This window comes from Flavobacterium arsenatis, from assembly GCF_031456785.1.
GTDB lineage: Bacteria > Bacteroidota > Bacteroidia > Flavobacteriales > Flavobacteriaceae > Flavobacterium > Flavobacterium arsenatis.
Genome location: NZ_JAVDVI010000011.1, coordinates 100,884 through 113,482, shown reverse-complemented (window position 1 = coordinate 113,482; position 12,599 = coordinate 100,884). Strand labels below are relative to the sequence as shown.

General features: G+C 36.0%; 12 protein-coding genes. 3 read left to right on the top strand and 9 right to left on the bottom strand.

What is annotated here, in order from left to right:
- Positions 1 to 13: 13 nt before the first annotated feature.
- Positions 14 to 673 carry an HAD family hydrolase gene (locus J2X31_RS12780; RefSeq protein WP_310027203.1) on the top strand — a complete coding sequence of 220 codons (660 nt, stop codon included), beginning with the start codon at positions 14 to 16 and terminating at the stop codon, positions 671 to 673.
- A 78-nt stretch (positions 674 to 751) separates the two neighbouring features.
- On the top strand, positions 752 to 1,174 hold the full coding sequence (locus tag J2X31_RS12775; protein ID WP_310027202.1) for an endonuclease domain-containing protein: 423 nt from the start codon (positions 752 to 754) through the stop codon (positions 1,172 to 1,174).
- A 77-nt stretch (positions 1,175 to 1,251) separates the two neighbouring features.
- On the opposite strand, the gene J2X31_RS12770 is transcribed toward J2X31_RS12775, so the two are convergent.
- The 3 genes from J2X31_RS12770 to J2X31_RS12760 are packed head-to-tail and all read right to left on the bottom strand — an operon-like array spanning position 1,252 to position 3,735.
- Positions 1,252 to 2,538, bottom strand: coding sequence for a cryptochrome/photolyase family protein (locus J2X31_RS12770; RefSeq protein WP_310027201.1), 1,287 nt, complete (start codon positions 2,536 to 2,538; stop codon positions 1,252 to 1,254).
- Positions 2,539 to 2,565: 27 nt separating this feature from the next.
- Entirely contained in the window at positions 2,566 to 3,264 is a 699-nt protein-coding gene (locus J2X31_RS12765; protein WP_310027200.1) for an SDR family NAD(P)-dependent oxidoreductase, read from the bottom strand.
- A gap of 3 nt (positions 3,265 to 3,267) precedes the next feature.
- Complete coding sequence (locus J2X31_RS12760; RefSeq protein ID WP_310027199.1) at positions 3,268 to 3,735, bottom strand: SRPBCC family protein; 468 nt, start codon at positions 3,733 to 3,735, stop codon at positions 3,268 to 3,270.
- A 146-nt stretch (positions 3,736 to 3,881) separates the two neighbouring features.
- Here J2X31_RS12760 and J2X31_RS12755 point away from each other — a divergent pair, with 146 nt between their 5' ends.
- Positions 3,882 to 4,727 carry a DUF2911 domain-containing protein gene (locus tag J2X31_RS12755; protein WP_310027198.1) on the top strand — a complete coding sequence of 282 codons (846 nt, stop codon included), beginning with the start codon at positions 3,882 to 3,884 and terminating at the stop codon, positions 4,725 to 4,727.
- Between the two features lie 50 nt (positions 4,728 to 4,777).
- On the opposite strand, the gene J2X31_RS12750 is transcribed toward J2X31_RS12755, so the two are convergent.
- The 6 genes from J2X31_RS12750 to J2X31_RS12725 all read right to left on the bottom strand — a co-directional run bounded on the left by J2X31_RS12750 (position 4,778) and on the right by J2X31_RS12725 (position 12,594).
- On the bottom strand, positions 4,778 to 6,508 hold the full coding sequence (locus J2X31_RS12750; protein ID WP_310027197.1) for a sodium:solute symporter family protein: 1,731 nt from the start codon (positions 6,506 to 6,508) through the stop codon (positions 4,778 to 4,780).
- A gap of 115 nt (positions 6,509 to 6,623) precedes the next feature.
- The gene (locus J2X31_RS12745) at positions 6,624 to 9,131 is read right to left on the bottom strand and encodes a PIG-L family deacetylase (RefSeq protein WP_310027196.1); all 2,508 of its coding nucleotides are present in this window, start codon (positions 9,129 to 9,131) and stop codon (positions 6,624 to 6,626) included.
- A gap of 120 nt (positions 9,132 to 9,251) precedes the next feature.
- On the bottom strand, positions 9,252 to 9,719 hold the full coding sequence (locus J2X31_RS12740) for a hypothetical protein (RefSeq protein ID WP_310027195.1): 468 nt from the start codon (positions 9,717 to 9,719) through the stop codon (positions 9,252 to 9,254).
- A gap of 91 nt (positions 9,720 to 9,810) precedes the next feature.
- Entirely contained in the window at positions 9,811 to 11,685 is a 1,875-nt protein-coding gene (locus J2X31_RS12735; RefSeq protein ID WP_310027194.1) for a BamA/TamA family outer membrane protein, read from the bottom strand.
- Between the two features lie 176 nt (positions 11,686 to 11,861).
- The gene (locus tag J2X31_RS12730; RefSeq protein WP_310027193.1) at positions 11,862 to 12,245 is read right to left on the bottom strand and encodes a hypothetical protein; all 384 of its coding nucleotides are present in this window, start codon (positions 12,243 to 12,245) and stop codon (positions 11,862 to 11,864) included.
- Positions 12,232 to 12,594 (bottom strand): hypothetical protein, encoded by a 363-nt coding sequence (locus J2X31_RS12725; RefSeq protein WP_310027192.1) that lies wholly within the window; start codon positions 12,592 to 12,594, stop codon positions 12,232 to 12,234. Before J2X31_RS12725 ends, J2X31_RS12730 begins: the two co-directional genes overlap by 14 nt.
- Positions 12,595 to 12,599: the final 5 nt, after the last annotated feature.

Sequence of the window (12,599 nt, the reverse complement as noted above, 5' to 3'; positions counted from 1 at the left end):
TCTAAACTCTAAAATGGTCAAAACCGTAATTTTCGATATGGATGGAGTGCTGGTCAACAGCGAACCCTTGCATCACGAAGTAAGCCAAATACAATTCAAAGAATTAAACATAGAAGTAACCGAAGATATTTTTGCCACCTTCACAGGCAATTCCAACAAGATGATTTACCAGAAACTGAAAGATAGGTTTCAGCTTCCGCACAATATTGAAGAATTAATTTCAGCCAAAAACACCTTATTCATTGATGCTTTCGATAAGAAAGAAGATATGCATCTAATGCCAGGAGTAAAAGAGTTAATCATCGATTTGCATCAAAATGGCGTTCAACTAATCGTAGCTTCTTCTTCCGAAATGGAAATCATCAATAAAGTCTTTGAACGCTTCGATTTAGACCAATATTTCACGCATAAAGTCAGCGGAAATGATTTTCCTGAATCCAAACCAAATCCAGCAATTTTCTTGAAAGCGGCTTCGTATTCAAAAGCTCCAATCGAAGAATGCATCGTTATTGAAGACAGCACAAACGGAATTAAGGCTGCAAAAGCGGCAGGAATTTTTTGTGTGGCCTACAAAAGTGAAGAAGTCAATTCACAGGACCAATCCTTGGCCGATATTATTGTTTATGATTATAAAGATTTGGATTTCGAGAAGATTCAACATATAAATTCGTAATTTTTGTAGTTTTGTTTTCCCCTCCTCTGGAGGGGTGCCCAAAGGGCGGGGTGGTTATCAACTCAAAAATAAAACTATATGCCGAATAAAATTGTACTCACGAAAATTAACGAAATTACAATTTACAGAAATTTCATAGAGAATTTACCTTATAATATTAAATTAAAGGATAGGTCACGGGCTTTAAGAAAAGCCGGAAATTTTCCTGAAGTTGTATTTTGGAAGCAAGTACATACATCCATATTTTGGAAAATAGATTTCGACCGACAGCGAATAATTGGAAATTATATTGTCGATTTTTATGTAAAGACATTAGGATTGGTAATTGAAATTGATGGCAATAGTCATAATGATAAAGATTCATACGACAAAAAAAGAGAAGAGTTCTTAATTTCTTTGGGAATTAAAATAATTAGATTTTCAGATTACCGAATCTTAAATGATTTGGATAATGTTATGAAAGAATTGGAAGGTTTTATTATTAAAGAGTATTTTGTTTAAGATATTTGCCACCCCACCCTTCGGGCACCCCTCCAGAGGAGGGGAAGTTGGAGTCTAAAAATATTGAGCTTGCAGAATCAACCCACAGCGTTTTTATAAACTTTCAAACATTTTTCTCTAGCTTCTTTATGATCCACGATAGGTTCTGGATAGTTTAAAGTTTCCAATTCCGGAACCCATTTTTTGATGTATTTCAAATCCTTGTCGAACTTTTTTACTTGTTCGGTGGGATTAAAAATCCTGAAATAAGGAGCGGCATCAACACCTGAACCTGCAGCCCATTGCCAGTTGCCAACATTGCTGGATTGTTCATAATCTAATAATTTGGTTGCAAAATAGGTTTCGCCCCAACGCCAATCGATCAATAAATGTTTGCATAAAAAACTGGCTACAATCATCCGAACACGGTTGTGCATGTGTCCCGTGGAATTCAATTCCCGCATTCCCGCATCAACAAAAGGGTAACCGGTTTTTCCTTCGCACCATTTCTGAAAAAGGATTTCATTATTGTCCCAAACAATTGTATCGTATTTTTCCCTGAAACTTTTGTGTATTGTATTTGGAAAATGCCAAAGGATTTGCATGAAAAACTCCCGCCAAATCAATTCATTTAAGAAGGTTTCATTTTTAGAACCCAATGCTTTTTGTATCATTTTCCGGATACTCACAGTCCCAAAACGTAAGTGGGTTCCCAGCATCGAAGTCTTGTTTAGAGCTGGAAAATTTCTGGTTTGTTCATAATTGTCAATCAAATCCGAAGAAATATCATAAGGAGCAACTTTGATTTTTGAAGCTTCAAAACCAATGTCTTTTAAATTCAGAAAAGGGTAGGAGTGATTGGTAATATTCTCAATTAAATCTTCTGAATTATAATTATCTAAAAGACTTTTGTTGAAGTTTTGCTTCCATTTTTTTGAGTAAGGTGTAAAAACGACATAAGGTGAATTATCATCCTTAACTACTTCGCTTTTTTCAAAAATAACTTGGTCTTTGTAGGTCTTGAATCCAATAGTATGTTTTTTGAAAATCTGAAACATTTCTAAATCCCGCTTTCTTGCATAGGGTTCATAATCGTGATTGGTATAAACTTGCTCAATCTTATTTTCTTGAGCTAATTTTTCGAAGATTTCCGCAGGTTTTCCGTAAAAAACGGCAAGCGATTTGCCTTTTGCTTTCAGGGTTTCATTCATATTAACCAACAAATCGCTGATGAAATTTACCCTTGCATCATCTTTTGGAAGTTCGTCCAAAATGGTTTTATCAAAAATAAAAATGGGAAGGACTTCTTTTCCGGCACTTAATGCTTCAAAAAAACCTTTGTTGTCGTCGATTCTTAAATCACGCCTGAACCAGAATACATTCATTTTATAATTTTATGTTTTCAAACAAATTTAGCCATTTACTAGTAAACTCGACATTCCACCATCTACGTGAAAAACTTGTCCTGTAATCCAAGACGATTTTTCATCCATCAAGAAACTCGTCATTTGGGCAATATCTTCGGGCTGGCCAAAACGCTTCAAGGGATGTCTTTCAGCTGCTTTTTGCTGTTTGGTTTCGTTGTTTAAGAACTTGTCTGCCAGAGGAGTATTTGTCAAGGAAGGTGCAATGACGTTTACACGGATTTTTGGAGCATATTCAGCAGCCAAAGCTTTAGCAAAACCTTCAACAGCTCCTTTTGAAGCGGCAACACTAGTGTGGAATGGCATTCCCATTGCTACAGCGACACTACTAAATAGTACAATGCTAGATTGTTGAGAAGCAATAAGTTGAGGTAGAACTGTTTGTATCACTTTTACCAAATTGATGAAATTGATTTGCAGATCATCTTCAAAAGTTTCAATTTTTAATCCTTTGAACGGACGAAGGTTAATGCTTCCAGGACAATACGCCAAGCCATCAATAACTTCAGGTAATTTGGAAACATCTAAAATATCAGTTTTAGCATCAAAAGGAAGGTGAGTGATTTTTAAATTTGCAATGTTTTCTGAAGTTCTTGATGCAACGAATACGTTGTTTTCCTTTTCGAGGATTTTAGCAATTTCCAAACCAATTCCATAAGAACCGCCAATTAAGAGTATGTTTTTCATGTTTTATCCTTTAAATTCTCCAAACAATTCGATTAGTTTTTTTCTTCTGTATTCAAAAATTTCGTTCAATTTTGGCTGAACGATAAAGGGATGCACCATTTGACCCAGAATTCCCATTGGAAGTTTATAGTCAATGATGTCTTCCATTTGGACACCGCCCGGAATTTCTTTCAAAAAATGCTTGTGATGCCAAAGGTCATAAGGTCCAAAGCGTTGTTCATCTACAAAATACTTTTTATCTTCAACATGGGTTATTTCGGTTAGCCATTTGGTTTTGATTCCGAAAATTGGGGTTACAATATATTGAATGATTTGTCCCGGAAACATTGGCCTGTCTCCACCTGAAATAATATCAAAACTCATATAATCTGGAGTTATGGTCTTTAGATTTTTTGGACTTGACAAGAAATCCCAGGCTTCATCCAAAGTGATAGGTAGATTTTGAATCGATTTCAGAGTGTAGATTTTCATTTTCTAAATTTCTGTAAAGGTATAAATTGTTTAATCTTTTTGATTATTTGTTAAACAATATATTTTCGTTTTATGGTATTTTTAACATTTAAAGCCCTATCGAAATAGTATCTTTGAAGCATTAATCTTTAAAAATAGAATTTATAATGAAAAAAATACTAGTCGCTACAGCACTATTTTTAGTAAGTCTTCCTGTAATTTCTCAGATTAGAACTCCACAGGCGAGTCTAAAAGCAACGGTTAATCAAACTGTTGGTTTATCAGAAGTTACTGTTGAATATAGCAGGCCAAGTGCTAAAGGAAGAACTATTTTTGGTGACCTTGTTACTTTTGGAAAATTATGGAGAACCGGAGCCAACCAGAATTCAATGGTAACGTTCAGTGATGATGTCGTTATTGACGGAAAGACGTTGAAAAAAGGTAAATATGCCATCTTCACAACTCCAAAAGCGGATAACTGGGAAGTTTTTTTCTATACTGATACTCAAAACTGGGGAACTCCTGAAAGTTGGGACGAATCTAAAGTTGCTTTGAAAACAAGCGTTAAGCCAGAAAGTTTGAACAGAAAGGTTGAAAGCTTTACAATTGGAATCAATAATTTGGATAACAATTTTGCACATTTGGAGATTTCTTGGGAGAAAACATTAATTGCTGTGAAATTTGAGGTTCCTACTCATAAAACAGCAATGGCTAGTATTGACAAGGCTTTGAATGGTCCATCGAAAGATGATTATTATGCAGCAGGTGCTTATTTCTTTCAATCTAATGGAGATATGAACAAAGCTTTAGAATATGTCAACAAAGCTTTAGATATGAGTACAGATAAACCTTTTTGGCAGTTGAGACAAAAATCTCTAATCCAAGCTAAATTAGGAGATAAGAAAGGTGCAATCGAAACTGCAAAAGCTTCTTTGGCCGCTGCTGAAGCTGCAAAAAATAACGATTACGTTAAAATGAACAAAGACAGCATTGCTGAATGGAGTAAAAAATAATTTCATTCTTTTATAAAACTAAAACACCGACTTGAATTGTCGGTGTTTTTTTATGCTATAGCTTCAGCTTCTTTCTTTGTATTTGGTAGGATATATTGGAATAGTACTGATAATATGATGGTCAGCATTGCCCCAATAAAATTCAGCCATAAATAACCCAGCTTTTCATCGCCACTTGGATAGATGTGTATCGTGTAGTAGTAGATAAAAAATATTGTAATCTGGCTAACAACAGCTCCCCAAAAAATGGCTTTTGCTTTTACATATTTGATGTAGAAACCAACCAAGAAAATTCCAAGAACAGTTCCGTAGAAAATAGAGCCGATGATGTTTACCAATTGAATAAGGTTTTCAAACAAAGTTCCGATACAGGCGAAAAGAATCGCTATTATTCCCCAAATCAAGGTAAAGAACTTTGAGGCATTCACGAAATGTTTCTCGGATTTTTCACCTTTTAAGTTTCGTTTGTAGATGTCAATTACAGTTGTAGATGCCAATGAACTCAAACCCGAAGCTGTTGAGGACATTGCGGCACATAAAATCACCGCCAATAATAATCCTATAAAACCTCTTGGTAAATAATTGATAATAAAATGGATAAATACATAATCAGCATCACTGGTCTTATCTTTTTTGTCGGCTTTTCCAATCAAAACTTTTGCTTCGTCTCGGATTCCTTTTTCTTTTTCGGCCAAAGCCATAATCCTAGATTTCAAGACTTTATTTTCCCTATCGATATTCAATTGATGAGCATAATCCAAGGTTACCTGCTTTTTTTCTTCAGAAACCACAACGAGTTTTTCTTCCAAACTTTTATATTCTTCAGCATAAATAGAAGTTGCAATCGTTTTCTTGCTGTTTGGATTGAAGTTGATTGGAAGCGTTTGAAATTGAAAGAAAACATACACCATGACTCCCGTAAGCAAAATGAAGAATTGCATCGGAACTTTCATCAATCCGTTGAAAACCAATCCCATTTGACTTTCTCTGATTGATCTTCCAGACAGATAACGCTGCACTTGGGATTGATCGGTTCCAAAATAGGAGAGTGCCAAGAACAAACCACCTGTTATCCCACTCCAAAATGTATATCGGCTTTCGGGATTAAAGGAGAAATCAATGATGTTCATCTTGTCGTTTGCACCAGCAATCTGCAAGGCATTACTGAACGTAACTTCTTCTGGCAAATAGCTAAGAATCAAATAAAAGGCAATAAACATTCCCGACATGATGATGAACATCTGCTGCTTTTGGGTGACGTTCACGGCTTTTGTTCCTCCGGTGAAAGTATAGATGATAACCAAGGTTCCAATAGCGATGTTCATCTTGGTTAAATCCCATCCTAAAATAGATGAAAGGATGATTGCCGGAGCATAAATCGTTAATCCAGTTCCCAAACCTCTTTGGAATAAAAAGAGCAAAGCGGCAAGCGAACGTGTTTTTAAATCAAAACGTTGTTCGAGATATTCGTAAGCCGTATAAACCTTGAGTTTATGATAAATCGGAATAAAAGTGTAGCAGATGATAACCATCGCTAATGGCAAGCCAAAATAGAATTGCACAAAGCCCATTCCGTCGTTAAAGGCCTGTCCGGGTGTGGAAAGAAAGGTAATGGCACTTGCTTGAGTTGCCATTACAGAAATTCCAACGGTGTACCAAGGCGTTTCGTTGTTTCCTAATATGTAGTCGTTTACGTTTTTACTTCCTTTGGTTTTCCAAACGCCATAAAAAACGATAAATAACAGTGTGAGGATTAATATAGTCCAGTCTAATTGCTGCATCGGCTATGAAAAGTATTGCATTAGGAAATAAAAAATCAAGATATAAATGGCATTGGCAACAATCACCAAGGTGTAGTTTTTTTTCCAAGCTTTTATTTTTTTATCGTCCATAATTTTAGTTGTTTTTTTCTCCCATCGAAATCATATTCGCCAATAACCTATAAGCTCCTGGAACTCCGGCAGGCAATTCCCTGAAAAAGCTTAGGCCTGTGTAAATATAGTATCCTTTTCCATAATTTGCCACTAATAAAGCACCGTTTTTTGGACTTTCTCCATTATCGTTTGAAGATAGGATAGGAGTGAAGGCCTTGTCCCATTCATCTGGGTAGTATAATCCTTGTTCCTGAACCCAACCTTTAAAGTCGTTTGAGGTAATTTTATTCGGTGAATTAAGCATTTTATGTTTCGGTTGCAGGAATCTAACCTCTGCGTCTTCTTCTGTAACGCGGTCTCTGGAAATCTTTAAAGGATATGGAGCGAGTTCTTTTGTTACGAACTTTCCTGTAGTGTTGTATTGCACAATCATCGTTTTACCTTCTTTTACAAAATCAAATAAGATGGATTGCTTGAATTCTAGTTCATCAATAGTGTTATAGGCACGGATTCCGACAATAACGGCGTCAAATTGCTGTAATTTTTCTTTAGAAATATCAGATGGTTTTACGATAGAAACCTCATAACCCATTTGCATCAAATATTCAGGAACTTCATCTCCGGCACCCATGATATAGGCAATTTTTTCATTTCCGGTTTTAATGTCTAGCTTGATGAATTTAGCTGAAGAAGTTTTTAAAACCTGCTGGTTTGAAATGTGTTCGTAATTGATGATGATTTGTTCCTTGTCGAACGTTTTTCCATCAATTATTGCGATTGCTTTTGCATCAATTTCGCTTGCATTTGCTGGTGGCGTTATTTCGAAAGTTACGGTTTGTTCCGAACCTTTTCGGGTCAATTCAAAGGGAATTTCAGTTGGAGTCACTTTCCATCCTGTTGGCAATTCCAAGCGCAAATTACCTTTTACATTGTTTTTACCTGCTTTTATTTTTACTCCAATGGTTTTTGAATTGTTGTTGTTGAAAATTTTCACCTTGTCCGAAAAAGTAGTCGTTACATCAGGAACAATGTCAAACGGTTTATAGACTTCTCCTTTCACTTCGTCGTTGTATTTATAGATCACATTACGTTCATATGGCAAAGCCACACCATTTATGCTAATGACAAATTCTGTCTTTATCTCACGGATAATATCTGGGACACCGATGTTTTTCTGTTCATCCACACGATACATTCCAACGGTTCCTTCTTTTTTAAGCCAATAAGGATCGGTATAGGAAGCGTTTTGAGGTATGGTGATGTCAAGTTCTATGTTTTCATCAATATTTCTGTTCAAGGTTTTGTTTTGTATGAATTCCTTTGATTCGGGAAATATTTTAACAGAAGTCAAATCAATTTTCACATCACTTCGGTTGATGGCTTCCAATTTCAGTTTGATTGCACTTCCAGGAGTTGCTTCCTGATTTTCGGCAACAGCCTCTAAATATAAACCTGCACAAGACGCAATTATTTCCTTTATTTCCTTTGATTTGACAGTCTTCCAATGTTCGTCTTCCAGTTTTTGAATCATCGAGTAGGCTTTTACCAATTCAGAAATACTTGCTGAAGGATTTCTAAAATCGAAATTCTTTTCTACATTTTGCAAAACAGTTCCAACAGCATTTCCGCCTTTGATTCGGTTCCAAGAAGTATCAATTCCTTCAAAGAGATTGTTCTTTTCTTTTGGAGCATTTCCTTTTATCAATTCCATATATTCAAGATCATCGCCACGGCTTCCTGTACTTCCGAATCCTTGTGATTGATGACGGCTTCTGCTTAAAGCGGCAATTTCCTGATTTGATTTTCCTAAAGTTGGATAGTAAACACCAGTTGGCAAATTCACCAAAGCGGATTTATCTGCCTTTTCAAATTTATCTCTTCCTCCATAAAACCAGTAGGAAGTATTGAAAAGCAATCGTTTTGGTTGCCAAGGCTTCACCAATTCCAGTTGACTTGAATAAGCACTTTTATCGATGGCAATATCAAAAGCTTCCTGCGAAAGCATCGCCGAAGAAGTATGATGTCCGTGAGTAGTTCCAGGAGAACGATGGTCAAAACGGGTGATGATGACATCTGGCTGGAAATTTCTGATTACATACACCATATCGCTCAAAACCTGATCCTTGTTCCAAACTTTCAAGGTTTCATTTGGGATTTTTGAATAGCCGAAATCATTTGCACGGGAAAAAAATTGTTCACCACCGTCAATTTTTCGAGCTTCGATCAATTCCTGTGTTCTTATTACTCCAAGAAGCTCTCTTAATTCCGTTCCAATTAAATTCTGTCCGCCATCGCCTCTGGTTAAGGATAAATAACCCGTTCGAGCCTTTTGATGATTGGCCATGTATGAAATCAATCGGGTGTTTTCATCATCGGGATGAGCTGCAATATATAATACAGAACCTAGAAAATTCAGCTTTTGGATTTGGTTGTAAATATCTACTGCTGTTGGCTTTTTTGGTTGTTGGGCATTAGTTTTCTGAAAACTAAAAAGAAGGCATAAAAGGAATAGAATGGAAAGTTTTTGCATTGATGAGGGTTTAATTTTCAAATATACTAATAATATAAAACGCAATAATACTTTAGAATTTGTTTAACAATTGGACATAAAAAAAGACCCTTGATTGGGTCTTGATTATTTTGTCATTAATTATTTCTTGTCTTTTCCTTTTCCTTGTTTCCCGTGGTGTTTTCCACCTTTTTTATGAGGATGTCCTTCTTTGTGCTTTTTTGCGGGTTTCATTCCAATTGTTTTTTGTGGTCCGCCTTTGTAGCCTTTGTGGTATTTTACTTTATGATGTTTATGGTGAATGTAAGGCGTTGGGCCATGATAATCTGTCAAAACTACTTTGTAGCCACTGTATAGATCATACGTTCTGTATTGAGCCGGAAGCCGTGTTGCTCTAACCCATTTGCCATTTCCGTAATAGATAAATCTTGAAGCTCTAACGTCATAATAGGCCTCAACATCTGGAAGATAGTAATATTCTACGGTGTCATAGCCAGCTGGTCCCCAAGCCGGAGGAGCTCCAACGTTTACATTGACGTTTACTTGAGCTTGTGTCAAACTAGAAATCATTAAACCGATTCCTAACAATGCTAATTTTAGTGTTTTCATAGTTTTAAATTTTTAAGGTTAATAGTGTAAAGCCGTTAAGCCAATAAGTGTGCCAATACAGGATTTTTAACTTTAGATTAAGATATAAATATCACTTATAAATAATAGTTCGGGGTTTTCCAAACTCAAAATCCTGAAAGCCGAAATCCTCACTCTGAATCGAATTCGTATTGATGATATTGGTTCCTTGTCCAGGAATACTCGGATAATAGGACAAGGAGAATTGAAAGGAATTGAATACCAAAAAGTCGTTGCTGATGATGAGTCCAACACCAACAGAGGAATATAATTTGCTTTGTGTTAATCCAATTTCGTCGCTTCCAAGCATTGCTGCTGTAAAATTAAAATAGGGATTGAGTCGGAAACCCCACAAATCCCATGGCGAATAAAATTGTGTTTGCAATGCAAGAACAGCTTTCTTGGTGCCGTAAACAGCACTATTAAAGCCAGGAATTCCTGAACCATTTCTGCCAATATTCCCAGCCCCAAAATTACTTTGAAAGTGGCTATTCTCATTTATAGTAAGATAATCTCCTGTGGATTGCAATCTGTTTGTGCCTATAATCAACTGTGGTTTTATGAACTGTCTCATTTTCCATCGGTCGCCCAATTGGATCAGGTTTGTAAAATAGTTGGCTTGAAATGAAAAGGCAGTTTGTTCAGGTTTTGAATCACGGAAAAAAGTACCGTATTCAAAGTTGGTGCTCAAATAGCCCCATTTGAAGTAATTTCCGTAGGATGCTCTAGCACCTCCATACATTCGTCCAACTCCATTTTTAATTTGATAGCCACCCGTTATGCCATAAATTTTTCCAACTGGAACATCCTCAATAATTCCATAATTAAAGAGGTATTCGTCCTCAACAAACTGCCGGGAAGAAATACCTATACCACCTAAATAAAATTTTTCGTCACTATAAAAATTTATACTATCATAGGCAATGGTTGGTCTTTGTTTGTAATTAACATTCAAGTATCGAGCAGAAGTGATAAGATTCGAAGTCCTATCGTCCTCGGTATTTCCCTTAAAGATTCTAAAGGAATGGCCGCCCCAAAAATCCTGTGAATCGTATTTGAAATTTTGGATTGCATAATTACCTTCGGGACTTTGCAAAGTATCTTTTCTAAAAACCTGATCAAAATAAACTCCACCAGCCCATCTTGCAAAAGGAGAGTAGAACGGTCTTTCAAGGCCTAGGATTTTCCCATAATTATTATCAAGATCTTGTTCATAAGAAACGGTGGTCCGGATGAAAGTATTCATGATATTCGGAACAATATAAATCATCCTGTAGGCATTTTTGCCATCCTCATTCCGGTTGATGAATCGGTTGCTGAATTCATGTCCTGAACCCAAAAAATTACGTTCGGTTATTTCGATATTGGTTCTGGAAGTTGATGCTGAAATCTTTGGGATAATGCTCCAAGAATCCAAAACGCGAATAAAAACATCCACAGAATCTGAATTTTTAGAAACGGGTTCCGCAGTTATCACAACTTCCCTAACATAGCGCTGTGAACGAACCAGACGCTCACTTTCTTTAACCAAAAGAGAATCCAAAGGGCGATTTCTTTTGATAAGGAGGAGGTTCTTTATTGCAAGCCTGTTTGTTTTGATATGAATTCTGTTTCCCGTTCTTTCGGTCCAGTTTCGTGCTTTTCGGGTAGTGTCTGATATAGAAAAGCCAAAAGGGTCTAAGGTTTGGATTTCGATGTTCCTAACAATTCTGCCTTCATAGTTTTTATAAACCCTTTTTTTGGGTTCCCTAATTGGATTTGCCTTTTTCTTCTCGGTGGGTTCAAAAATGAGTTTGTGAAGTAGTTTGGTAAAACCTCTTTTCTTGGAATATTTTTCGATGTTTCGGTACATCTTTGCCGTATCTTTTTCTGTTGGTTTCACTTGCGAAAAACCATTACTGCAAATGCAGAAAAATAGAATAAAGATAAATTTGAATTTAAAATTCATTAGCAGCAATTAGAAATGGATATTAGCAAGATCATTACTATTTCAAAAATAATGTATTTAGCATTGTCTTTTACAACATCATTAACCTCAAAGTAGTTTTACGGTTAATTTAACTAAAAACAATTTCTAATTGCTTGATAATGAAATTTTGGAAAGTGTAGTTTTTTCTTCAATGCTTATTCTCTATATTGACTGTGATCGACCTCTTCTGTTATTGGCAGCTTTTTCATAACAAAACCCGAAACAGCCGCTTGAACTCCCATTCCTAGAAGCTTTCTAAAAAAGCCTCCTGAAGACCCCACAACTAATTTTTTTGTTAGAAAGCCACTTGCCAGACCCACGCCAATTTTCAACGCCTTCGTCTTAAAGTTTTCAGAGGTTACGCTCTCGCCAATTGACGAAACTACTTCTCCAATTTTTTCCTTTACAATATTAACGGGATTCAAATTATCAATAGTGAACTCGAAATGTGCTTTCAACAAGCTCAATTCGGCTCTTTGCTGATTTTTCATTACTCTGATTGCTTCAGCCAGAGATTGGTCGTCTTTAATTACTTGCATTTTTCTTTTCTTTAAAGATTTCGTTTATTAGATAATTGTTCAATTTGTCGTCCAGCCAAGGTTTTCTTTTTTTGACTAAAACAAGTGCCAGAACGCCATAAAACAATGCTAGAGTAAAAAATCCATAGTAGTTTTTACCCAGAATTTCTCCAATATAGAGTGCCATTCCAACAGTTAATAAAACAAAAAATAAAGCAAGGACTGCTACAATAGCAAATCTCGAAGCAACGGAAGCAAAAACATCCGTAACCTTGTCTATAGTTTTTAGTCTATACAATTCAAAGGTTGTCTTTGTATATTGCTCTGCTTTTTCATATAGCATTTCAACTAGAATCACTTTATCTTTCATAATAT

What these genes read in the sequence shown, in the direction of transcription:
- J2X31_RS12780 (WP_310027203.1), top strand. Translation starts at nt 14, where the DNA reads ATGGTCAAAACCGTAATTTTCGATATGGATGGAGTGCTGGTCAACAGC.
- J2X31_RS12775 (WP_310027202.1), top strand. Translation starts at nt 752, where the DNA reads ATGCCGAATAAAATTGTACTCACGAAAATTAACGAAATTACAATTTAC.
- J2X31_RS12770 (WP_310027201.1), bottom strand. Translation starts at nt 2,538, where the DNA reads ATGAATGTATTCTGGTTCAGGCGTGATTTAAGAATCGACGACAACAAA.
- J2X31_RS12765 (WP_310027200.1), bottom strand. Translation starts at nt 3,264, where the DNA reads ATGAAAAACATACTCTTAATTGGCGGTTCTTATGGAATTGGTTTGGAA.
- J2X31_RS12760 (WP_310027199.1), bottom strand. Translation starts at nt 3,735, where the DNA reads ATGAAAATCTACACTCTGAAATCGATTCAAAATCTACCTATCACTTTG.
- J2X31_RS12755 (WP_310027198.1), top strand. Translation starts at nt 3,882, where the DNA reads ATGAAAAAAATACTAGTCGCTACAGCACTATTTTTAGTAAGTCTTCCT.
- J2X31_RS12750 (WP_310027197.1), bottom strand. Translation starts at nt 6,508, where the DNA reads ATGCAGCAATTAGACTGGACTATATTAATCCTCACACTGTTATTTATC.
- J2X31_RS12745 (WP_310027196.1), bottom strand. Translation starts at nt 9,131, where the DNA reads ATGCAAAAACTTTCCATTCTATTCCTTTTATGCCTTCTTTTTAGTTTT.
- J2X31_RS12740 (WP_310027195.1), bottom strand. Translation starts at nt 9,719, where the DNA reads ATGAAAACACTAAAATTAGCATTGTTAGGAATCGGTTTAATGATTTCT.
- J2X31_RS12735 (WP_310027194.1), bottom strand. Translation starts at nt 11,685, where the DNA reads ATGAATTTTAAATTCAAATTTATCTTTATTCTATTTTTCTGCATTTGC.
- J2X31_RS12730 (WP_310027193.1), bottom strand. Translation starts at nt 12,245, where the DNA reads ATGCAAGTAATTAAAGACGACCAATCTCTGGCTGAAGCAATCAGAGTA.
- J2X31_RS12725 (WP_310027192.1), bottom strand. Translation starts at nt 12,594, where the DNA reads ATGAAAGATAAAGTGATTCTAGTTGAAATGCTATATGAAAAAGCAGAG.